Below are 21,262 nucleotides of genomic sequence, written 5' to 3'. Positions count from 1 at the left end.
TCCGGACTTTTGGGCGTCCCCGCCCTCGTTCCCGTATGGCAGAACGCGTGGTCATCATGGGCGCGGCGGGCCGCGACTTCCACGACTTCAACACCGTCTTCCGCGGTGACGAGTCCGTCGAGGTCGTGGCGTTCACGCGCGCGCCCGGCCAGAACCTCGGGGAGACCGACGCGGGACACGACCGCTACCCGCCCGAACTCGCCGGCCCCCGGTACCCCGACGGCATCCCCGTTCGCCCCGAAGCCGAGCTGGAGGACATCGTGCGCGAGGAGGACGCGGACACGGTCGTCTTCTCGTATTCCGATGTCTCACACGAGCGCGTGATGCACGCGGCGTCGCGCGCGCTCGGCGCTGGCGCGGGGTTCCGGCTCGTCGGCCCGGACGAGATGCAACTCGCCGTGGACGTGCCGGTGGTGGCGGTGGACGCCGTGCGAACCGGGTGCGGGAAGTCACAGCTCTCGCGGGCGTTCGCGGACGAACTCCAGGAGCGGGGGTTCGACGTGGGCGTGGTTCGTGAGCCGATGCCGTACGGCGACCTCGCCGCGAACCGCGTGCAGCGCTTCGACACCGTCGGCGACCTCGACAGTCTGACCGTGGAGGAGCGCGAGGAGTACGAACAGCACGTGGAGCGCGACCACACGGTGTACGCGGGCGTGGACTACGAGGCGATATTGGCGCGCGCGAGCGACGAGAGCGACGTGCTGGTGTGGGACGGCGGGAACAACGAACTGCCGTTCGTGCGGCCGGACGCCCACGTGGTGCTCGCAGACCCCCTGCGCCCGGGGGACACCGACACCTACCATCCGGGGGAGGCGAACCTCCGAGCCGCGGACGCGGTCGTCGTGAACAAGGAGAACGCGGCGAGCGAGGACGACATCGCGGAGACGGTCTCCCGGGTGCGGGACGCGAACTCCGACGCGCCCGTCTATCACGCGGACTCCGTCGTCACCGCCGACGACCCCGACCCGATTCGGGGGGCGTCGGTGCTCGTGGTGGAGGACGGGCCGACGCTCACGCACGGGGACGCCGCGTACGGCGCGGGGACGGTCGCCGCGGAGGAGTGCGGCGCGGCGGAACGCCTCGACCCGCGCGGCGCGGCGGTCGGGTCTATCGCGGACGTGCTCGACGAGTACGACCACCTCGACCGCGTCCTCCCGGCGATGGGGTACTCGGACGCTCAGGTCGCCGACCTCGAAGCGACCATCGACGCGGTCAGTCCGGACGCGGTGGTCGCGGGGACGCCCATCGCGCTCGAACGCGTCGTGGACGTGGACGCGCCAATCGTGGACGTGTCCTACCGCATCGAGTTCCGTGACGCGACCCCCGCGGGCGTGCTGGACGACGTGTTCGACCTGTAGGTTCGTAGGCGAACAGGCTTATCCCCGAACGGGTGTAACGGCACGTATGAGCGTCCTCCTCACGTTTCGCGTGCCCTCCGACGCGATTTCGTTCGGTCGTGCCGCGCGCGCGGCAGGCGTGAGCGTCACCGTAGACCCGCTCGTCCCGCTGGAGTCGGGGACGCGGTCGATTCACGTCGAAGGAGCCGCGGACGCCGACTTCGCGACGTTCGAACAGGAACTGCACGCGACCGGGAACGTCTCCGAGTTCTCGGTGCTGGACGAGCACGAGGACAGCCGACGGTACTCGCTGTCGTGGACGAACGACGCCGGGAGCATGTTCGCCGACCTCCGGGACGCGGGCGCGCACGTGCTGTCGGCGGGCGGGAACGGCGACTACTGGGAGTTCGAGACGCGGTTCCAGACGCAGGACGACCTCGCGGCGTTCAGCGACCAGCGTCAGGCCCGGGACAGCCCGCTCGAAGTGCTGAGCCTCCAGAAGGACGGCCTGCGGGAGAACGCGGCGTTCGGGTTGACGGACGACCAACACGAGACCCTGCTCGCCGCGCTCGACGCCGGGTTCTACGACGTGCCGCGGGACACGACGACGGTCGAACTCGCGGAGACGCTCGGCATCTCCGACCAGTCGCTCTCGGAGCGGTTGCGGCGCGCGCACGCCGCCCTCATCGAGAACGCGCTCCGGTAGCCCCGCACAACTAAGTCGCCGGCGGCCGTGTTTTCGAGGTACCAATGGTCTCCCGGGAGCAGGTCGCGACGGCGAAGTCGATACACCGACGAACGGGGAAGACGTTCTACCTCGCGACCCGCCTCCTCCCGGAGCGCGTGCGACGCGGGACGTACGTCCTCTACGGGTTCTTCCGCGTCGCGGACGAGGTCGTGGACGGCGACGAAGACCGCTCGCCCGACGAGCAGCGCGCGGAACTCGAACGCATCCGCGAGGGCGTGCTCGGCGACGCGACGCCCGACGACCCCGTTCTCGCGGCGTTCGCGGACGTGAAGGAGGAGTACGGCATCCCGGACGGCGAGGTCGAGGTGTTCCTGGACGCGATGGAGGCCGACATCGAACAGCGGACGTACGAGACGGCGGCCGACCTGGACGAGTACATGCGGGGGTCTGCGGTGTCAGTCGGCCACATGATGGTGTACCTGATGGATCCGGAGCGGGAGAACGCGGACGCGGCGCTGCCGCACGCGGGCGCGCTCGGGAAGGCGTTCCAGCTCACGAACTTCATCCGGGACGTGCGAGAGGACATCGACGACCTCGACCGCGTGTACGTGCCGATGGAGCGCCTGCGGTCGAACGGCGTCACCATTGACCAGCTCCGGAACCACGAGTCGTCGAAGGGGTTGACGACCGCGCTCCAGTCGGAGCTGTCGCGCGCGGAGTCGCTCTACCGGGAGGGCGTCGCGGGCATCAAGTACCTCCCCCGGGACTGCCAGTTTCCCGTCCTGCTCGCCGCGGTGTTGTACGCGGAGCACCACCGTCTCATCCGGCAACGCGGGTTCGACGTGCTGTCCGACCCGCCGAGTCTCAGCCTCCCGCGGAAGCTGTACGTGACGGCGAAGACGAGCTGGCGGTGGTGGCGGAACGACGACCCGGAGGCGGTGTTCGACGCGGTGAGCGCGGTGCCGGCCGACCGCGCGGGCGCGCCCGAGGACGACCGGGAGCGCGAGGAAGGAATTGCGACCCTCTAGCGGACGCGGAAGTCGAAGCGCTCGGTTCTGACGAGCACCAGCACGCCGAGTCCGGCGAGCAGCGCGGGAATCCAGTTCGCGTACACGAGGTTGACGAGTCCCCAGAGCAGGACGAAGCTCACGAGGTCGTCGAGCATGAACTCGCAACGCGAGAGTCGTTCGGCGAGCGCGCGCGGGCTGAACGCGTACTCGACGAACCCGATGGCGACGGTGGCGGAGACCACCCAGCCGAGGTAGTTGGAGACGGGGACGCCGTAGTAGACGCCGCCGTCGGCGTACCGCCAGAACCCGAGGCTGACGGCGGCGGGGTCGAGGACGAGGTCGCCGAGAACCACCACCAAGACGGCGAGCGCGACCCGCACCCAGCCGGGGGTGTTCGCGCGGAGTAAGAGGAGGACGAGGAGGTAGGCGTTCAGGACGAGCGGGAAGAAGAACACGGGGAGGCCGACGGGAACGCCGGCGAGCATCGGGCCGAGGCTGACGAGGTACTCGAACTCGCCGTACGGGAGGCCGGTGTGGACGCCGACGTACTCCACGAGGTACGTGTAGGTGGTGAGGCCGGCGAGCGCGACGGCTTCGCGGCGGCCGACCAGGGGGAGGAAGCCGGCGACGAGCGGGAGTCGCATCACGAGCGTGCCGAACAGCACGAACGCGGGGTTGAACGCGAGCGGCGGCGGGAGGACGCCCGTCTCGCTCGCGACGAGCGTGAGCGCGCCGACGAGCGGGAAGACGACGGCGATGGTGAAGCGGTTCTCGCGGACGAGGCGCTCCAGCCGTGCTTCGAGACTGCGTCTATCCATAGAGCCTCCAGAGGCCGGCGAGCGTGAGCGTCATGCCGGCGAGTCCGTTCAGGTACGGGAACCACCAGTACGCGCGCTCGACCGGCACGGCGGAGCGCGCGACCCACGCGCAGAAGACGGGATAGACGGCGAAGACGGCGAGGAGTCGGGGGTCGAGGAGGGCGAACGCGGCGGCGGCGAGCGCCCACACCGCGACGCAGTACGCGTACGTGCGGGGTTCGCCGAGCCAGGTCGCGGTGGTCTGGATGCCGGCCTCCCGGTCGGGCTGGATGTCGGGGATGGCGCTGAAGGTGTGCATCCCCATCGTCCACAGCCACCCGCCGAGCACGGCGAGCAGCGGGGGGTGGTGGCCGGTGAGCGCGGCGTACGCGGCCGCGCCGGGAAGGACGTAGAGGCCGTTCGAGGCGGAGTCGAGGAGCGGCGTAGTCTTGAAGCGGACGGGGGGCGCGCTGTACGCGACAGCGAGCGCGAAAAAGCCGGCGAGCCACGGCCACGCGACGGCTGGCGTGACGGCGAACGTCCCGAGTCCCAGAACCCCTGAGGCGGCGACGGCGACGAGCACGTCCCGCGACCCCCGATACCGGGTTTCTCGCGCCTCCTTCTTGGGGTTGTGTTCGTCCACGTCGCGGTCGAAGATGTCGTTGACGCCGTAGAGGAAGACGTTCGCGGGCACGAGGAAGTACGCGGCGAGCGCGAGGACGACGGGCGCGGTGAGATCGCTCAGTTCGGCGGCGGCGTAGGTCGCGCCGACGAGGACGGGGCCGGCGAGGTAGAGCCAGAACCGCGGCCGGGAGAGCGTGAGGAGGTACCGGAGGGTCATCTACAGCACGTAGTCGGCGGTGAGTTCGCCCGAGATGAGGCACATCGGCACGCCGATGCCGGGCGTGGTGTTCGCGCCCGTGAAGTAGAGGCCATCACAGGACTCGCTCGCGTGCGGCGGGCGGAACAGCGCGGTCTGGGTGAGCGTGTGCGCCATCCCGAGCGCGGTGCCGTCGTAGCTGTTGTAGCGTTCCGCGAAGTCGTTCACCGAAAAGGACTCCTCCACGGCGATGCGGTCGCGCACGTCGACGCCGGTGTTCTCGGCGAGGTCGTCGAGGACGAGGTCGCGGTACTCCTCGCGAATCTCCGGGGTGTCGTCGAGGCCGGGGGCGATTGGGACGAGGACGAAGAGGTTGCTGTGGCCGTCGGGCGCGACGGTGTCGTCGGTGTCGGAGGGGACGCAGACGTAGTAGGCGGGGTCGTCGGGGTACGCGGGGTCGTCGAATATCTCCGCGAAGTGTTCGTCCCAGTCGGTGGGGAGGACGAGCGTGTGGTGGGCGAGCGGGTCAACGTCGCCCTCGACGCCGAGGTAGAGCAGGAACGCGGAGGGCGCGTAGGTGCGGGAGTCCCAGTAGGCCTCGTCGAACTGGCGGTACTGGGCGGGGAGGAGTTCCTGTTCGGTGTGCGCGTAGTCGGCGTCGCTCACCACCACGTCGGCCTCGTACTCGTTTTCGGCGGTGGCGACGGTGAACCCGGGGTCGCGAGGCTGGATGCGCTCGACGGCGGCGTCCGTGTGGAAGGTGACGCCCAGGGTCTCGGCGAGGGCGACGATGCCGTTCACGACGCCGCGCATCCCGCCCTCGGGGTAGTGGACGCCGAGGTTGAAGTCCACGTGCGTCATGAGGTTGTAGAGCGCGGGCGTATTCTGCGGGCTGCCGCCGAGGAACACGAGCGAGTACTGGACGATCTGCTTGAGTTTCTCGTTCTCGAAGTAGTTCTCGACGTGGTCTTCCATCGACCCGAGGAGGGTGAGGCCGCGGGCGTTCCGCGCCACGTCGAGCGAGAGGTAGTCGCGGAGGCGGGGGCGGTCTTCGTAGACGAAGTGCTCCATGCCCACGTCGTAGTTGCGCTCGCTCTTCGCGAGGTAGTCCTCGAAGGCGTCGCCCGCGCCCGCCTCGTAGGACTCGAAGACGGAGCGGACGTGGTCGAGGTCGCCGGTCATGTCCACGCGGTCGCCGTCCTTGAAGAAGATTCTGTAGTGGGGGTCGAGCGGCTGGAGGTCGTAGAAGTCCTCGGGGACGTGCCCGAAGTCGGCGAAGAAGGACTCGAAGACGTCCGGCATCAGGTACCACGACGGCCCCATGTCGAACCGGAAGCCGTCGCGTTCGAGGACGCTCGCGCGGCCGCCGAGCTGGTCGTTCTTCTCCAGGAGCGTGACGTCGAGGCCGGCGTCCGCGAGGTAGCAGGCGGTCGAGAGGCCGCCGAACCCGCCGCCGACGACGACGGCGGACGTGGGGGAAGTCATACCGGAGAGAGGGGGCGCGCGGACAATAAAACGACAGGCAGCGCGACGGCCTACGCGGGGCGGAGGTGGTGGGCGGTGACGGGGACGCCGGGGCTGTACGCGACGTGGGGGTCGCCGCCGGGGTGGTCGAAGCCGTTCGCGGCGAAGAGGTCGTTGTCGTCGAACGCGATGGTGGCGTCCGCGACCCGCCAGGGCGGGTGTTCCACGTCGCCGTACCAGAGCCGACTGCGGCCCTCAGTGTAGAACCGGTAGCGTTCGACGAGCCACTCGGTGAGGCTCCCGGAGTCGGGCCTCGCGGGGGTCTCGGTGGGGCGGTAGGTCGCGGCGAACTCGCAGGCGGGGACGCCGCCGTGGGTGCGCGTGGACTCGAAGCGGGTGCCGTCGTCGGGCGCGCGCTCGACGTTGGTGTCGGCGCGGTAGTAGGGGAGGCTGAAGAGCGTGCGGGCGAGCGCGACGCCGACGGGGTCGGCGGCGTCGAGGTTGTAGAAGTAGATGCCGGGCTCGCCGTCGTGTTCGACGTACGTGCGGAGGTTGAGTTCCGCGAAGTCCAGTCCGACTCTGCGGGGGGCATGGCGGGGGCGGACGCGCCCCATGAGGAACGGGACGACGGAGAGGTAGGCGCGGCCGTCGTAGGTGTCGGCGGTGAGGCGGTCGGGGAGCGAGCGCTCCACGAGCGCGGGGTCGACGGGCCAGCTGGCGAAGCAGACGCGCTCCCAGTCCATGTCGATGACGCGCATACGGACAGTGCGGTGGCCAGCGCCTTCTACCCGGCGGCCATCGACAATGTTAATAACCCAACTCCCAATGTTGTTAATGAATGAGTTCCGGAGCCACCTCGAATCACAACTATCGTCCGGCGGTCGTGCTCGGCGCGCTCAGCGTCCTCGCGTTCCTCGCCGCGTCCGCGTACGCCGTCACCGCCGAATCGTACAAACTACTCGGCATCTCCTGGGTCGCCTTCGTCGGGATGCTCGGGTTCGCCGCCGTCGGCTACCGCGCCCCCTCCAGCAACCCCACCGCGCTCGTCTGGGGGTACGGCCTCTCCGCCGGCGCGATGATAGCCAGCGCCGCCGCGTTCATCGTCCCGCAAGCCATCGGCCAACACCCCAAGTTCGGCGGGTTCGGCATCGCCGCCGGCATCCTCGCCGGGTTCGCCGCGCACACCGTCGGCCACGAACTCACCCACCGCGACCTCCCCCTGGACACGACCACCGCACAAATCGCCGCGCACGCGCTCTCCGCCGGCGCGATCATCGGCATCATCTACGGCTCCATGCCCGACCTCGGCCTTCTGCTCGGCCTCGCAATCGTCTCCCACAAAGGCCCCGCGGGCTACGCCGCCGCCGGCCGCCTCCGCCGCAACGGCCGCCCCCTCAGCATGCTCCTCCTCCCCGCCGCCGGCGTCGGCATCGCCGCCATCGCCGCCAGCGCGCTCCAGATACCCGCCAGCCCCGAGTTCAGGGGAATCGTCTTCGGGTTCGCCGCCGGCATCTTCCTCCACATCGCCATGGACTTCCTCCCCCGCTGTGAGGTCGGGAGCGAAATCCACGACGCCGCCGACCTCGACGACCACGCCCACCACACCCTCGACCGCCTCCGCAAACACGCCGTCGTCAGCGTGCTCGCCGGCGGCGTCGCCGTGTTCGCCGCCTGGCTCCTCATCGCCTAACTGTAACTCCGCCAGCGGTGCCCGCACTCGGTGCACTTGAAGAAGCGCGTCGGCGGTTCGTCCGCCGACCCGGTCTGTTTGATGGTGTACCACGCCGTGCCGTTCCCGCAGGCGTCGCACTCGACTTCCGCCGTGGGCTTGCCTTCGTCGCCGCTCTCGGGGTCGGACTCGATGACGTCGGAGGTGTCCTGGGCGTCCGTCGAGACGAACGCCGCCGCGAGTTCCTCGTCCTGGGCTTCGCTGTGCCCGCACGACGAACACACCATCGCGCCGTCCTCCTTGCGCATCATCGACCCGCACTCGTCGCAGAACTGCATACCCCGGCTACGGGCGGGCGGCGAAAAAATCCTCGTTATTCGGCGTCCGGGAGGTCGAACTCCTCCTCGTCCACGACCATCGGACAGTCCACGACCTCGTAGTGGTCGGTGTCCACGACCCGCCGGATGTCGGTGCCCTCGTGCGTGCAGTGGAGTTCCGGCGGCTCCCCGAAGTACTGGCAGTTGTGGCAGGTGCGGTTCTCGATGACGCGCACGTCCCTGTCCTCGTCCGTCTGCACGCGCTCGCCGATGGCGAGCGGTTCGCCCTCCTCCTCCGCGAGCAAGTCCCGCCACGCCTGCTCGCCGTCCAGTTCGCCCACGTCCACCTCGGAGAACAGTTCGTCGAACTCCTGGTCGCTCTCCCGGGACGCCTCGCGTTCGCGCACGCCCGTCGCCAGCTCCGACAGCGGTGCGCTCCGCGCATCGTCGTCCGCGTCGTCCGACTCTTCACTCGCGGTCGGCTCCGCGGACGCCCGCTCGGCGGGCGCGGCCTCGTCCACGGACTGCTCGGTGGCCTCGCGCTCGCGTGCCGCGTCCGAGTCCTCGCGCGTGCCGGGCGCGTCGTCCACGAGGTTCACGTCGGGGTCGTCGTCCGCCCGGCGCTCGTCCGCCTGCTCGTCGTCACTCATCGACGAGTTCCTCCAGTTCGTCGTCGAGGCTGTCCTCCACGTCCGGCGCTTCCAGGGCGGGGCGTTCGCCCGTGGTGAGCGTCGCGGACTGGAACAACCCGAAGCGCCGCGAGGACTCCACGCCGGAGAACGTGCTCTGACAGAACGGACACGTCGCGTCGGTGAGGAGCGCGATGTCCACGGCGTTCTCGCACTCCTCGCAGACGCCCTCGCGGACGCCCTGTTCGTTCGCCATGTGCTTCAGCGCGCCCGCGGCGGCGCGCTCCTCCTCCGCGGCGGCGAGCGCGCGCGTGGAGCGCCGCACGTCCACGAGGACGCGCGCGAGCGTCCCGACCTTCTCGTCCAGGTCTTCCGTCGTCTCCGTGAGGTATTCGAGGACGTCCTCGTAGTTCTCGAACCCCTCGGTCGCCCACTCCCGGAGGTCTTCGACCTCCTCGGAGACGGCGCGGGTCTCCGCGCGGAGGTGTTTCACCGTCTCCGCGGCCGTGTCCATGCGTTCGGTGAGTTCGGGGTGGTCGTGGGAGGCGTCCGCCGTCTCGTCGAGCGCCTCCGCGACCTGCACCACGCGCTCGCGCACGTCCTCGACGTCGGCCTCGGTCTCGCGCCGGAGCGCGTCCAGGTCGTCTTCGAGCGAGTCCACGTCCCCGGAGAGCGCTTCGACTTCCTCGGAGACCGAGTCGAGGTCGCTCTCGGTCGCAAAGGACACCTCTCCGGACTCCTCGACGGTGCGGAACGCGGCGACGAGCCGCATCAGGAAGGCGTCGGGGTCCAGGTTCGACTCGGCGGCCCGGGCTTCGAGCCACTTCGCCGCGCCCCCGGAGACCGACACCTCCCCCGTGGTCTCACTCGTCCCGTCGGGCATTCGTCCCTAGTTGGCGGGCGGATGCCTTAACGTGTTTGACTGCTATAGTAAAATTCGTGCCGCGAGGTGTCGGGGAGAGTCAACGAATCTTCCGGACGTTGCTCACGTCGAACCCGGCCTCGTGAATCTCCGTCTCGAACCGAATGATGTCGTCGTCCTCCAACTGGGAGAGCACGCCCCGGAACTCCCGGACGAACATCGTCCGCACGCGCTCGTTCCCGCCGGTCTCCCACTCGAACTGGATGGTGCCGTCCACGCTCGTCACGAGGTTCCCGAGTTGTACATCGGTGAGGGCCTCCTGGCTCACGTGGATGAGGATGAGGCCGTTCCACGACCGCGCCGCCTTCCGCAACCCCTTCAGGGCGTACACGATGTCGCTGAACGGGAGGTCGCCCGTCTGCGCGCCCACGAGGTCGGTGAGCGAGTCCACGACCACGAGGCTGTTCTCCGCGTTCGCGTCGAGGTAGTCCGCGAACGCCTCGATGACGTCGCGGCGCTCCGCGTCCTTCCCGAGTTCCGTGATGGCGCGCGTGTGCCCGACGTACCACTCCCGGGGCACCGGACTCAACTGGAAGAACTCGGGCGAGAGGTCTTCGAACCGAACCGACTGCAGGCCGGCGTCCACGATGTCGTCGTCCATCGTCAGCGACACCTCGCGGTGGAGTTCGTTCCCGCTCGCCGTGAAGGAGACGTAGTGAACCTCCTCGGGGAGTTCGGCGGCCGGCCCCACGTCGCCGTAGTGGAGGTCGAAGAGGTCGGTGTCGTTGTACGCGAGGCCGTTCATCACGGCGCTCGTGAACAGGAACTCGCGCGCGCCGGCACCCGCTTCGCCCGCGAGCAGGACGACGCTCCCGCCGGGCGCTCCGCCCCCGATCTGGTCGTCCAGCCGGGAGATACCGAACGGAATCCGAGCCATACGGGAGAGACGGCGGGGGAGTGCTTACGAGTTGGGGTTGGATTCGACGCGCGCGCCGTCGTCGTCGGGGCGGACGACGCGCACGCGGCCGTCGCAGTCGGCGTCGTCGAGCGCGTCCCGCGCGGCGAGCCGGGCTTCCGCGGCGTGCGTCGCGTCCGTGACCGCGTACACGGCCGGCCCCCACGAGGACTGGCCCGCGCCGGAGACCGCGGGGGACGCGCGGAGGCTGTCCACCACCGCGCCCGCGGGCGGCCGGTAGACGCCGCCCTGTTCGTCCGCGTACCACTGCCCGTTCAGGCGGCCGAGTTCCGCGACCGCCCGCCCGAACCGTCCGCGGTCGCCGTCCGCGGCGGCGGGGAGGACGCGTCGGACGACGAGGCCCGCGATGGCGTCCGCGACGCCAGGGTCGGCGTCCTCGACGGCGGCGCGCATGCTCGTCTCCTCCGCGTCGCCGTGCCGGCCGGGGTCGGCGTCCGGGAGCGCGAGCACGAACCGCCAGTCGTCGGGGAGTTCGTGGCGCGCGGCGACGCCGGGAACCGTCCAGCCGCCTGGGTCGGGCGCTTCCGCGGTGAACCGCTCGGTCGGGTGTCCGGCGTCCAGCACGAACCCGCCGGACTCGAACCCGGCGACGCCGACGCCGGACCGGCCGCCGCGGCCGAGCGCCGGCGCGCGCTCCCTGACGCGCGGCTCTCGGTCGTGCGCGCGTGCGACGGCGGCGAGCACGGCGAGCGCGAGCTGGGTGCCGCTCCCGAGGCCGACGTGCCGCGGGAGTTCGTCCTCGACGGAGACGCGCGCGCCGGACACGTCGAGGAGACTGGTGGCGCGGGCGGCGTGCTCGCGGGCGGTCGGGTGGTCGCAGACGACGGAATCGGCGGGTTCGGCGGTGACGACGGTGCGGGGTTCGGCGAGCGCGACGCCGAGGCTCCCGTAGAGGCGCTCGTGGGCGAGCGAGAGGTTGCAGAACCCGAAGTGGAGGCGGGCGGGCGCGGAGACGCGAACGGCCATACGGACACCTCGGAGAGTACGGAAAAGCCGGTTTCGACACCGGTAACGCCTACGAGAGCACGGCGTCCGCGACGACGCCCGCGCCGTTCTCGAACGCGGGCGGGTCGGGCGGATCGGCGGCGGCCGCGACGACCTCGCCGGAACTGGTGACGGTGCGGAAGCCGGTGGCGCGGGCGGCGAGGCGGGCGACGCCGCGCTGCTCGCTCGTGAACGGATAGATGAGGGTGGGCGTGCCGGCGACGGCGGCCTCCATCACCGTCGAGTACCCGGGGCAGACGACGAGGTTCGCGGCGCGGAGCGTCGGCAGCATCGACGCCACCGGCTCCCAGCCGTCGCCGCCGACGACGGTGACCCGCCGCCCGTTCTCGCGGAGGCCGTCTGCGGCCGCGTCGAGTTCGTCCGAGTACGTGCTCGGTACCATCACCACGTCCGGGTCGCCGACGACGGGCGCGTCCGCGTCGAGGGCGAGCGGCGGAATCCGCGAGACGCCCATCGGGTCGGCGTCCCCGGGCGGCCAGACCGCGGGGAAGAGGAAGTCGCGGGCCGCCGCGACCTGGTAGGCGGTGAGCGCCCACGCGCCCGCGCGCTCGACCGTGTCGTCGTAGAGGCCGGGCGCGTTGTGCGTGCAGACGTAGAGCGGGACGCGCGCCATCGGCGCGGCCATCGCCGCGAACATGTCGTCCGTCACGAGCGCGTCCGGGTTCTCGCGGCGGAGCCAGCGGTAGAAGTCGCGGACGCGGCGCGCGCTGTCCGGGAGACTGCCGGTGAGAACGTCCGCGAGGCCGCCGCCGTCCTGGTAGTCCCCGATGAAGTCCACGCGCGTGGGGACGTACTCGTCGTACCCGAGGAGGTCGGCGAAGCGTTCGCCTGGGCCGCCGCCCGCGAGCGAGACGCGCGCGCCGCGGGCTTCGAGTTCGCGCGTGACCGCGAGCATTCGGGTGGCGTGGCCCGCGCCCTCCGGGTAGTGTGCGACCGCGACGTGCATACTGCGGTGTCGAACCTCCCGGCGGGTGTAGCTTCCGGTCGTCCGGCAACGTCTGTTCGGTCGGGTGGGTTTATTCGTCCCGAGCGCCAGTTCGTGGTATGAGCGACCACCCCACGAAAGACCCGGGGCTTCGGAGCGCCGAAGTCACGGAGGGCCCGGAGCGCGCACCCCACCGCGCGATGTTCTACGCGATGGACTACGACCGAGACGACCTCTCGAAGCCGATGGTCGGCGTCGCCAACCCCGCCGCCGACATCACGCCGTGCAACGTCCACCTGGACGACGTGGCGGCCGCGGCCTACGAGGGCGTCGAGGACGCGGGCGGGATGCCCATCGAGTTCGGCACCATCACCATCTCGGACGCCATCTCGATGGGCCACGAGGGCATGAAGGCCTCCCTCATCAGCCGGGAGGTCATCGCGGACTCGGTGGAACTCGTGTCGTTCGGCGAGCGCATGGACGCGCTCGTCACCGTCGCCGGCTGCGATAAGAACCTCCCCGGGATGATGATGGCGGCCATCCGCACCGACCTCCCGACCGTCTTCCTCTACGGCGGCTCCATCATGCCCGGCGAGCACGAGGGCCGCGACATCACCGTGCAGAACGTCTTCGAGGCGGTCGGCGCGGTGTCCTCCGGGAAGATGGACGAGGACGAAATCGAGGAGATGGCGTGTCACGCCTGCCCGGGCGCGGGCTCCTGCGGCGGGATGTTCACCGCGAACACGATGGCGTCCATCAGCGAAGCGCTCGGCCTCGCCCCCCTCGGGTCTGCGAGCGCGCCCGCCGAGTCCGAGGAGCGCTACGACGTGGCGCGGGACGCCGGCGACCTCGTGCTCGACGCCGTCGAGAACGACCGGAAACCCTCGGACATCCTCACCCGGGAGTCGTTCGAGAACGCCATCGCGCTCCAGGTCGCGCTCGGCGGCTCGACGAACGCCGTCCTCCACCTGCTCGCGCTCGCCGCCGAAGCCGGTATCGACCTCGACATCGAGGACTTCAACACCATCAGCGACCGCACGCCGAAAATCGCGAACCTCCAGCCCGGCGGCGAGCGCGTGATGAACGACCTCCACGCCGTCGGCGGCGTTCCCATCATCGTCCGCCGCCTCGTCGAGGGCGGGTACATGCACGGCGACGCGATGACCGTCACCGGCCGCACCATCGCGGAGGAACTCGACGAACTCGACCTGCCCGCGGACGACGACATCGAGACGGACTTCCTCTACACGACGGACGACCCGCTCCACGAGGAGGGCGCGATAAAGGTCTTGACGGGGAACCTCGCGCCCGACGGCGCGGTTCTCAAGGTGACGGGCGACGACGAACTCTACCACCAGGGACCGGCGCGCGTGTTCGAGAACGAGGAGGACGCGATGGAGTACGTCCAGACCGGGAAAATCGCGAGCGGGGACGTCATCGTCATCCGGAACGAGGGCCCGCAGGGCGGCCCCGGGATGCGGGAGATGCTCGGCGTCACCGCGGCCGTCGTCGGGCAGGGCCACGAGGACGACGTGGCGCTCCTCACCGACGGCCGGTTCAGCGGCGCGACCCGCGGCCCGATGATAGGGCACGTCGCGCCCGAGGCGGCGGCCGGCGGCCCAATCGCGGGCGTCGAGGACGGCGACACCGTGACGGTGGACATCCCGAACCGCGAACTCTCCGTCGACCTCGACCGCCACGAGGTAGAAGAGCGCGTCCGGGAGCGCGAGGAACCCGACCAGCAGTACGACTCCGGCGTGTTGCGGAAGTACGGGGACTTGTTCGGCTCGGCCGCCCAGGGCGCGGTGACGAACCCGGCCGTGCGGCGAGACTAACGTTCGCTTAGGCCTCGTAGCCGTGCCCGAGGAAGAGGGTCACGGCGTGCGCGAGGACGAGCGCGGCGAACGCGACCTGCGCGTCCGCCGACGGGAGTCCCGCGACGAACAGGGGGACGTAGAGGAAGGGGAGGGCGACCGCGCTCCAGAACCCGACGGCTTCGAGGGGTTTCGGGACGCCCAGGGGAAGCGTTCGCGACCCGACGCGGCTGTTATCGTGAGCGGTTGAAGGGCTCGACATCACATCCCGTCCTACACCACCCATCCCCATATAACGGGTCAACCGTTGGCGTGGTTTCAGGACGTTTCACACGCTCCACGAGCGCGACTCGCGATGTTTTATCGGCCGGCGAGCGAGCGCGAGACGTTTTATCGAACGTTCTCGTCCGCCGACGCCCCGCGCGGAGTTCGGGGCCGGTAGTGGTTTAGTGGGGCCGCGTGAAGGACGAGACATGTCTGATGGGTTGACCGTTCCGCCGAACTGGCGACACGACGACCCCGAGTACGAGGAGGACGTGGGCCGCAAGTACGACCCGCACCCGGTCATCGAGTACGAGCACATCGACCGCGACATCTGGGTCGTGCTCGCGCCCGGCCGCGTCCCCGACCGCGTGGACGACTCGAACAAGGGCTACCGGGTCGACCTCCGGCACGGCAGCGGCCCCGAGGACGTGACGACCATCCAGATAGCCGCGGTGCCGTCGCTCGCGGACGCCCACCACGTCGCGGAAGACCTGATGCGGTTGTTCACGGAGTTCCACACCGGCGGCGCGCGCATCGACCGCGTCGTAGACGACATCGCGGCGTCGAAGGCGGACGCGTGGCGGGCGGAGGCGGACGCGGTGCGGCCGTCCGCCGCCGCGGCCCCGGTCTGAACTCCACACCGCTTTACTCACAGGAGCGCGAACCACGAGTATGGCAACGCGCGCGTCCGGCGTCCTCGACCGATTCGACCCCCAGACGCTCGCCGCCTGGGGGGTCGTCGTCTGGTCGGAACTCACGCTCGTCGTCTTCTACCTCGCGATTACGCCGGGCTGGGTGACCGAACCCCGGTACGTCGTCTACCCGTTCGTCTGGATTAACCTCGGTCTGCTCGCCGTCGTCCACACCCGCCGCTGGGTTCGCGAACGCGACCCGAGCGCGCGAACCAGACGGGTCTCGGGCGCGCTCGCCGCGGGCTACTTCGCCGTGCTCGCCGCGGTCGGCGGCCTGCTCTTCCTCCCCGTCGTCAACCCGCCGCACGCCGGCACCGCGTTCTCCGTCTCCTGGGTGATGCCCGGCTGGGGTCCCATCGTCACCGCCCGCGCGCTCGGCGTCCAACTCACCCTCGTCCCGTTCAAACTAATCGGGTATCTCGCGCTCGCGTACGTCCTCTACGCCCGCCTGCTCGACGCCACCCGCATCGTCGCGTCCGCCGTCCTCGGCCTGTTCTCCTGCGTCGGCTGCACGATGAGCCTCCTCGTCCCCCTGCTCGGCGCGAGCACGTTCGCCGGCGCGACCGCGTACACGTGGGACGCCTCCACCCTCGTCTACGTCGTCGCGCTCGCCACCCTCTACTGGAGTCCGCAGATAGAAACAGCGGTTCGCCGGCGACTCTAGTCCTCGACCTGCGTCTTCACGACCGTCACCGGCCGCGACGCGATGCGGACGACGCGCTCCGTCACGCTCCCGAGGAGGTTCCGGTACGCCGCCGACCGCTCGCGCGTCCCGACGACGATGAGGTCGACGTCGTGGTCGTTCCCGTACGCGAGAATCTCGTCCGACGGTCGCCCGTGCACCAGCTCGGTCACCACGGTCACGTCGTCGGCCGCGGACTCGACGGCCGCGAGCGCGTCCTCGCCGGCCTCCTCCAGCCCGCTCTCCAATCCCTCGTGCTCCTGGACGTACTCGTCGCCCGAGTACGCCGAGTACACGTCTTCGTCCACCACGTACAGCGCGTGCAGCGTCGCACCCGTCGCCTCCGCCAGCGCCACAGCGTGTTCGATAGCGTCCGCGGACGCCTCGCTTCCGTCAGTCGCCAAGAGGATACGGTCGTACATCACGCGTACTGACACGCCCACACCAGATAAAAACACCCGCCGACGCCCACCCGGTGAGACCACCCCGTTAGTTTCACGGGGCTGTCGCTCACCGATGCGAGCGACGACGGGAAAATGCCCGGGAAGGGGGTTCTGCACGCTCACCCCGCTCGCGTTGAACTACGCCGAGACGGTCGGTCTCCCACGGGTCGGTCGCTGTGACTCGTCTCGTTCGAACCCTCACGGGGCGTTTCGACGAACGACTCGCTAACGCTCGTCGGTTCGTCAGAAAGTGCCCGGGGAGGGGTTCGAACCCTCGGCCTCCGCATGTCCCAGGTTCGAGGCTCGGCGGGCCTCGGGGGACACGCACAGCCACCGAATGGCTGCCGCACCGAATCTCGGAACCCTATGAGTGCGGCGCTATGACCAGACTAAGCCACCCGGGCTCGGTTTCCGGTAGACGGCTGTCGCCTATTAAGGTTCTCATCTGGGCCGGGTGACCCGCCGGGTTTATGTCCGCAGGTGCGTTTTTCGGGGGTATGGACGTACCTGCGGCCGTGGACGCGGCGCTCGACGGTGAGAGCGTCGCGGCGCGCATCCCGCTCCGCGGCGAGGACGCGTTGTTCGTCACGGCGACGCGGACGCTCGCGTACCGGGCGGACGGGCTGTTGAGCGACGAGTCGGTGGAGGAGTACCCGCACGCCGCCGAGCGCATCACGGTGTCGGAGGGCCGGCGGAAGTCGAAGGTGACCCTCGATTACGGGTTGGAGGGCGAGGAGACGCTGACGGTGCCGGCGGGGAAGCTGGACGACGCGCTCCACCCGATTATTGCGGGCGTGTTGAACCACGCGGACGTGACCGCGCCGGGGGAGACGGTGAAGCGGACGTATCGGTTCAGCGAACTCACGCTCATCGTGACGAGCGACCGGCTCGTGAAGCACGTCGGCGCGGCGGTATGGGACGACGACTACGAGGAAATCGTCTTCGACGAGGTGACGGACATCGACACGGAGGAGGGGAGCGTGGCGAGCCAGCTCGTCCTCGAAACGACGGGGCGCACGCAGCGCATCAAGGCCCCGAACGACTCGTTCCGGGACGTGCGGGAGACGGTGGAGGACGCGCTGTTCGCAGCGCACGACGCCGACACCTACCAGGAGTTCCGGCGCGCGGTGGCGAGCGACCAGCCGGCGGGCGACCCGGGGAGCGCGGTGGCGTTCGACAACGACGACATCGAACCGCTCGGCGGCCGCGACGACGCGAGCGAACCGGTGGACGCCCCAGCTGAGGCGGACGCGAACGGGCAGGCGAACGGCGGACAGACGAACGGCGGGCAGGCGAGCGCGCAGGTGGCGGAGTCGGAGTCCGAGCCGGAGCCGTCGGTGGATGTGGAGGAACTCCGGGCGGAACTGGACGACCTGGAGGAGACCGTCGAACAGCAGGCGGAGTACATCGCGGAGCAGGAGGCGCTCGTCGCGCGGCAGTCGGAGTTGCTGGACGAGCAGCGCGAGCGCATCGAGGCCCTGCGGGAGACTATTCGCGACCGGTGACTTTGCGGACGCAGGAGGAGCCGAACGGGCCGAGTTCGCCCGTGTCGAGGTCGAGGAAGTAGCCGGTGGAGATGGCGGTGCCGCAGCGCCGGCACGTGAAGTCGCCGTCCTTCGTGACGATGTCGGGGTCGAAGCCGCCGTAGCCGCCCTTGGTGAACGTGAGTTCGCTGGCGTCGCGGTCGATGATGCCGCGGGATTCGGCTTCGTCGAGGATGCGCCGGGTCTTCTCGGGGTGGGTGGTGACGGCTTCGAGTCGGTCTACGGCGTCGGCGACGGAGAGCGTGTCGTCGTCCATCGCGGCGAGGAGTTCGACGCCCGCTTCGACCGCGTCCATACGGGAGAACCCGACCGCGGAGTACAAGACATTTAGCGTTCGGTGTCGGATTCCGGGTATGGTGTCGGTGTCGCGGCGGGTAGTGCTCGTGGCGCTGGCGGCCGCGCTAGTGGTGGCGCTCGCCCTGCTCGTGCCGGAGGGCGTGCTGGCGCGGGTGCGCGGGGTCGTGGCGAGCCCGTGGTTCCCCCTGATTCTCGTGGGTCTGTACGTCGTGCGGCCGTTTCTCGCGTGGCCGGTGTCCGCGCTCTCGGTGCTCGTCGGGTACAAGTACGGTCTCGTTCTCGGCGTGCCGATAGCGCTCGTGGGCGCGGTGGGGACGAGCCTGATTCCGTACTACGTCGGCGACCGGTTGCCGACGGCGGGGCGCGTGCTCGGTCCGGTTCGCGAGAGCGGCGAGCGGTACTTCGCGGCCGCGGGGGACACCCGTGGCGTCGTCGCGGCGCGGCTCGCGCCGACCCCGGCGGAAGTCGTGTCGGCGGGCGCGGGTATCGCCGGCGTCCCCGCGCGGGCGTTCGTCGCCGGGACGCTGGTGGGGGAACTCCCGTGGACGATAGCCGCGGTGGGCATCGGGTCGTCGCTCGATTCGTTCAGTCCGAAGAGCGCGTTCGATCCGGTGCTCGTCGGCGCGTGCGTCCTGATCGCCGTCCTCCTGCTCGCGGGGCCGCTGTATCGTTCGCGCCGCCGCTAAAATATATTTTAGCTAACATATTTGCGTGGGTCGGCCCAAGCGGGAGTATGGAAACACCAGCCGAGTCCGACCCCGCCGGTCGGCGCGCGCTCCACGAATCGAACCCCGGCCTCGTCTCGCCCGAACCCGGCGAGGGCGCGGAGACCGGAACCACCGTCGTCGGCGTCGTCGCCGACGAGAGCGTCGTGCTCGCCGCGGACCGGCGTGCCAGCGTCGGCGGCCGCGTCGTCACCAACAAGCACGTGCGGAAGGTCGAACCCGTCCACCCGACCGCCGCCGCGGCGCTCTCCGGCACCGTCGGCCACCTCCAGCAGTTCGTGCGCGTCCTCCGCGCCGAAACCCGGCTGTACGCCGACCGCCGCGGCACCGACCCCTCGATGACCGCGCTCTCCACGCTCGCCGGGAACGTCCTCCGAACCTCCGGCCTGCAGGTCAGCCCCCTGCTCGGCGGCGTGGACGACACCGGCGGCCACGTCTTCGAGGTGGACGGCGCGGGCGGCGTGCTCCGCGACACGTACGCCGCCGGCGGGAGCGGGATGCAACTCGCGTACGGCGCGCTCGAAGACGCCTACCGCGACGACCTCACCACCGCGGACGCGCGAGCGGTCGCCGCGTCCGCCGTCGGGAGCGCGAGCGAGCGCGACACCGCGAGCGGGAACGGCGTCACCGTCGCCACCGTCACCCGCGAGGGCGTGCAGGTCGAGGAGTACGCCGACGCCGGGGAGGTGGCGTAGATGGAGAACCAGCAGGCGTACGACCGCGGCACCACCATCTTCTCGCCGGACGGCCGGCTCTACCAGGTCGAGTACGCCCGGGAGGCCGTCGGACAGGGCGCGCCCGTCGTCGGCGTCCGGGGCGACGACGCGGTCGTGCTCGCCGCCGCGCCCGACGGCGGGTCGCCGCTCGTCGAGACGGACAGCATCGAGAAACTCCACCGCGTGGACGACCACCTCGCCGTCGCCACCGCCGGGCACGCCGCGGACGCCCGCCGCCTCGTGGACATCGCCCGCCAGACCGCCCAGGAGGAGCGCGTGCGGTACGAGGAACCGATGCCGGCGGACGCGCTCGCCACCGCGCTCGCCGACCACGTCCAGGAGCGCACCCAGACCGGGGGCGCGCGGCCGTACGGCACCGCGCTCCTCGTCGCCGGCGACGCGGACGGCCCGACGCTCGTGGAGGTCGACCCGTCGGGCGCGACCCGCGAGTGGCGCGCGAACGCCCTCGGGGACGGCGCGCCCGACGCACAGGACTACCTCGAAAACGCCTACGAAGCCGACCTCAGCGCGGCGGACGCCGACGCGCTCGCGCGGGACGCGCTCGACGCCGCGGCCGGCGACGACCACCCCACGGAGACCGTCACCGTCACCGCCGACGGTGCGACGTTCGCCGAACAGTAGCGACCCGGGGGCGTCCAGCCGGAGCGTATCGGCCACCACTACCACCGACTCGGAATCTGCGGTACCTACTTCACATTAGCGAGCGAACTACTAACTGTCGCGTCCCCAGACGCGGCGAGTGATACTATGAAGGGAATACAAGGCGGCGTCGCGGTCGTTACTGGCGGTGGCTCGGGAATCGGCCGACAGTCGTCGATTCGGTTCGCCGAGGAAGGCGCGAAGGTCGTCGTCGCTGACGTCGACGAGGACGGCGGCCGCGAGACCGTCGAGATGATCGAGAACGACGGCGGCGACGCGACGTTCGTCAGAACCGACGTCACCGACTCCGACGACGTGGCCGCGATGGTACAGACCGCGCTCGACGAGTACGGCGGCCTGGACTTCGCGCACAACAACGCCGGCATCGCGGAGGAGGGCGCGCGCCTCGCCGACTTCGACGAGGAGGAGTGGGATCAGATGATCGACGTGAACCTGAAGGGCGTCTGGCGGTGCCTGAAAGCCGAGATACCGGAGATGGTCGAACGCGGCGGCGGCGCTATCGTCAACACCTCGTCGGTCGCCGGCGTGAGCGCGAACGGGAGCGCACACTACGCCGCCAGCAAGCACGGCGTCATCGGACTGACCCGGCGCGCGACGGTCGACTACGCCGACGACGGCATCCGATTCAACGCCGTCTGCCCGGGCGTCATCGACACGCCGATGGTGCAACAGGCGGGCGAGGACAACGCGGAGGAACTGGAACGCATCACCGCGGGAATCCCCGCGGGACGCCTCGGCGACCCCAAGGAGATAGCCGACACCGTCGTCTGGCTGTGCTCCGAGGACGCCTCGTACGTGATGGGACAGCCGATCATCGTCGACGGCGGACTCCTCGCGCAGTAAACTCCCCACGAACCCACGACACTTTTTCGAGACCGCACACGCGACGCCGGGCGTTGGCCGCG

The 21,262-nt window shown here is 70.2% G+C and carries 25 protein-coding genes and 1 tRNA gene; 12 read left to right on the top strand and 14 right to left on the bottom strand.

Annotated features, from left to right (window positions below; genetic code table 11):
- Positions 1-35 precede the first annotated feature (35 nt).
- Genes LI334_RS02850 through LI334_RS02840 form a run of 3 tightly spaced genes read left to right on the top strand, consistent with a single transcriptional unit; the run spans position 36 to position 3,053 of the window.
- Entirely contained in the window at positions 36-1,358 is a 1,323-nt protein-coding gene (locus LI334_RS02850; protein WP_227261663.1) for a GTPase, read from the top strand.
- Between the two features lie 46 nt (positions 1,359-1,404).
- Positions 1,405-2,043, top strand: a complete 639-nt coding sequence (locus LI334_RS02845; RefSeq protein WP_227261662.1) for a helix-turn-helix domain-containing protein — start codon at positions 1,405-1,407, stop codon at positions 2,041-2,043.
- A 44-nt stretch (positions 2,044-2,087) separates the two neighbouring features.
- Positions 2,088-3,053 carry a phytoene/squalene synthase family protein gene (locus LI334_RS02840; RefSeq protein ID WP_227261661.1) on the top strand — a complete coding sequence of 322 codons (966 nt, stop codon included), beginning with the start codon at positions 2,088-2,090 and terminating at the stop codon, positions 3,051-3,053.
- On the opposite strand, the gene cruF is transcribed toward LI334_RS02840, so the two are convergent.
- From cruF to LI334_RS02820, 4 genes are read right to left on the bottom strand one after another with little or no spacing between them, the layout of a single operon-like run.
- Positions 3,050-3,853: a bisanhydrobacterioruberin hydratase gene (gene cruF, locus LI334_RS02835; protein WP_227261660.1), complete on the bottom strand. Its 804-nt coding sequence runs from the start codon at positions 3,851-3,853 to the stop codon at positions 3,050-3,052. The genes LI334_RS02840 and cruF overlap by 4 nt on opposite strands.
- Positions 3,846-4,673 carry a prenyltransferase gene (locus tag LI334_RS02830; protein ID WP_227261659.1) on the bottom strand — a complete coding sequence of 276 codons (828 nt, stop codon included), beginning with the start codon at positions 4,671-4,673 and terminating at the stop codon, positions 3,846-3,848. Before LI334_RS02830 ends, cruF begins: the two co-directional genes overlap by 8 nt.
- Complete coding sequence (locus LI334_RS02825; RefSeq protein ID WP_227261658.1) at positions 4,674-6,137, bottom strand: phytoene desaturase family protein; 1,464 nt, start codon at positions 6,135-6,137, stop codon at positions 4,674-4,676. It abuts the gene before it with no gap.
- 50 nt (positions 6,138-6,187) lie between these two features.
- Positions 6,188-6,874, bottom strand: coding sequence for a YqjF family protein (locus LI334_RS02820; protein ID WP_227261657.1), 687 nt, complete (start codon positions 6,872-6,874; stop codon positions 6,188-6,190).
- Between the two features lie 80 nt (positions 6,875-6,954).
- On the opposite strand from LI334_RS02820, the gene LI334_RS02815 reads away from it, so the two are divergent.
- On the top strand, positions 6,955-7,806 hold the full coding sequence (locus LI334_RS02815) for a ZIP family metal transporter (protein WP_227261656.1): 852 nt from the start codon (positions 6,955-6,957) through the stop codon (positions 7,804-7,806).
- Here the strand turns inward: LI334_RS02815 and LI334_RS02810 are convergent.
- From LI334_RS02810 to LI334_RS02785, 6 genes are all read right to left on the bottom strand, one after another.
- A complete protein-coding gene (locus tag LI334_RS02810) occupies positions 7,803-8,123 on the bottom strand; it encodes a transcription factor S (protein WP_227261655.1) in 321 nt (106 codons plus the stop codon). The genes LI334_RS02815 and LI334_RS02810 overlap by 4 nt on opposite strands.
- Positions 8,124-8,158: 35 nt before the next feature.
- The gene (locus LI334_RS02805; RefSeq protein ID WP_227261654.1) at positions 8,159-8,752 is read right to left on the bottom strand and encodes a hypothetical protein; all 594 of its coding nucleotides are present in this window, start codon (positions 8,750-8,752) and stop codon (positions 8,159-8,161) included.
- Positions 8,745-9,614, bottom strand: a complete 870-nt coding sequence (locus LI334_RS02800; RefSeq protein ID WP_227261653.1) for a hypothetical protein — start codon at positions 9,612-9,614, stop codon at positions 8,745-8,747. The genes LI334_RS02805 and LI334_RS02800 overlap by 8 nt, the downstream gene beginning before the upstream one ends.
- A gap of 79 nt (positions 9,615-9,693) precedes the next feature.
- Complete coding sequence (locus LI334_RS02795) at positions 9,694-10,530, bottom strand: RAD55 family ATPase (protein WP_227261652.1); 837 nt, start codon at positions 10,528-10,530, stop codon at positions 9,694-9,696.
- Positions 10,531-10,554: 24 nt separating this feature from the next.
- Positions 10,555-11,535: a beta-ribofuranosylaminobenzene 5'-phosphate synthase family protein gene (locus LI334_RS02790; RefSeq protein WP_227261651.1), complete on the bottom strand. Its 981-nt coding sequence runs from the start codon at positions 11,533-11,535 to the stop codon at positions 10,555-10,557.
- Between the two features lie 49 nt (positions 11,536-11,584).
- Positions 11,585-12,520, bottom strand: a complete 936-nt coding sequence (locus LI334_RS02785) for a glycosyltransferase (RefSeq protein WP_227261650.1) — start codon at positions 12,518-12,520, stop codon at positions 11,585-11,587.
- A 98-nt stretch (positions 12,521-12,618) separates the two neighbouring features.
- Here LI334_RS02785 and ilvD point away from each other — a divergent pair, with 98 nt between their 5' ends.
- Entirely contained in the window at positions 12,619-14,334 is a 1,716-nt protein-coding gene (ilvD, locus tag LI334_RS02780; RefSeq protein WP_227261649.1) for a dihydroxy-acid dehydratase, read from the top strand.
- 7 nt (positions 14,335-14,341) lie between these two features.
- On the opposite strand, the gene LI334_RS02775 is transcribed toward ilvD, so the two are convergent.
- The gene (locus LI334_RS02775; RefSeq protein ID WP_227261648.1) at positions 14,342-14,575 is read right to left on the bottom strand and encodes a hypothetical protein; all 234 of its coding nucleotides are present in this window, start codon (positions 14,573-14,575) and stop codon (positions 14,342-14,344) included.
- A 211-nt stretch (positions 14,576-14,786) separates the two neighbouring features.
- On the opposite strand from LI334_RS02775, the gene LI334_RS02770 reads away from it, so the two are divergent.
- Positions 14,787-15,209: a hypothetical protein gene (locus tag LI334_RS02770; RefSeq protein WP_227261647.1), complete on the top strand. Its 423-nt coding sequence runs from the start codon at positions 14,787-14,789 to the stop codon at positions 15,207-15,209.
- A 40-nt stretch (positions 15,210-15,249) separates the two neighbouring features.
- On the top strand, positions 15,250-15,933 hold the full coding sequence (locus tag LI334_RS02765; RefSeq protein WP_227261646.1) for a DUF7546 family protein: 684 nt from the start codon (positions 15,250-15,252) through the stop codon (positions 15,931-15,933).
- Here the strand turns inward: LI334_RS02765 and LI334_RS02760 are convergent.
- Together LI334_RS02760 and LI334_RS02755 are read right to left on the bottom strand one after the other, a co-directional pair.
- Positions 15,930-16,373, bottom strand: coding sequence for a universal stress protein (locus LI334_RS02760; protein ID WP_227261645.1), 444 nt, complete (start codon positions 16,371-16,373; stop codon positions 15,930-15,932). The two genes, LI334_RS02765 and LI334_RS02760, sit on opposite strands and share 4 nt — an antisense overlap.
- 272 nt (positions 16,374-16,645) lie before the next feature.
- A tRNA-Met gene (locus LI334_RS02755) sits at positions 16,646-16,798 on the bottom strand.
- A gap of 93 nt (positions 16,799-16,891) precedes the next feature.
- Here LI334_RS02755 and LI334_RS02750 point away from each other — a divergent pair.
- On the top strand, positions 16,892-17,899 hold the full coding sequence (locus LI334_RS02750; protein WP_227261644.1) for a DUF7115 domain-containing protein: 1,008 nt from the start codon (positions 16,892-16,894) through the stop codon (positions 17,897-17,899).
- Here LI334_RS02750 and LI334_RS02745 read toward each other — a convergent pair.
- On the bottom strand, positions 17,883-18,233 hold the full coding sequence (locus LI334_RS02745; protein ID WP_227261643.1) for a DUF5830 family protein: 351 nt from the start codon (positions 18,231-18,233) through the stop codon (positions 17,883-17,885). The two genes, LI334_RS02750 and LI334_RS02745, sit on opposite strands and share 17 nt — an antisense overlap.
- A 58-nt stretch (positions 18,234-18,291) precedes the next feature.
- Between LI334_RS02745 and LI334_RS02740 the strand changes: the two genes are divergently transcribed.
- The 4 genes from LI334_RS02740 to LI334_RS02725 all read left to right on the top strand — a co-directional run bounded on the left by LI334_RS02740 (position 18,292) and on the right by LI334_RS02725 (position 21,200).
- Positions 18,292-18,921 carry a TVP38/TMEM64 family protein gene (locus LI334_RS02740; protein ID WP_227261642.1) on the top strand — a complete coding sequence of 210 codons (630 nt, stop codon included), beginning with the start codon at positions 18,292-18,294 and terminating at the stop codon, positions 18,919-18,921.
- Between the two features lie 47 nt (positions 18,922-18,968).
- Positions 18,969-19,655: an Ntn hydrolase family protein gene (locus tag LI334_RS02735; RefSeq protein WP_227261641.1), complete on the top strand. Its 687-nt coding sequence runs from the start codon at positions 18,969-18,971 to the stop codon at positions 19,653-19,655.
- Entirely contained in the window at positions 19,656-20,318 is a 663-nt protein-coding gene (locus tag LI334_RS02730; RefSeq protein ID WP_227261640.1) for an archaeal proteasome endopeptidase complex subunit alpha, read from the top strand.
- A gap of 126 nt (positions 20,319-20,444) precedes the next feature.
- On the top strand, positions 20,445-21,200 hold the full coding sequence (locus LI334_RS02725; RefSeq protein WP_227261639.1) for a glucose 1-dehydrogenase: 756 nt from the start codon (positions 20,445-20,447) through the stop codon (positions 21,198-21,200).
- The last annotated feature ends 62 nt before the right edge of the window (positions 21,201-21,262 follow it).

The sequence above is a fragment of the Salarchaeum japonicum genome (assembly GCF_020614395.1).
GTDB classification, from domain to species: domain Archaea; phylum Halobacteriota; class Halobacteria; order Halobacteriales; family Halobacteriaceae; genus Salarchaeum; species Salarchaeum japonicum.
This window is presented reverse-complemented; position numbering and strand designations above follow the sequence as displayed.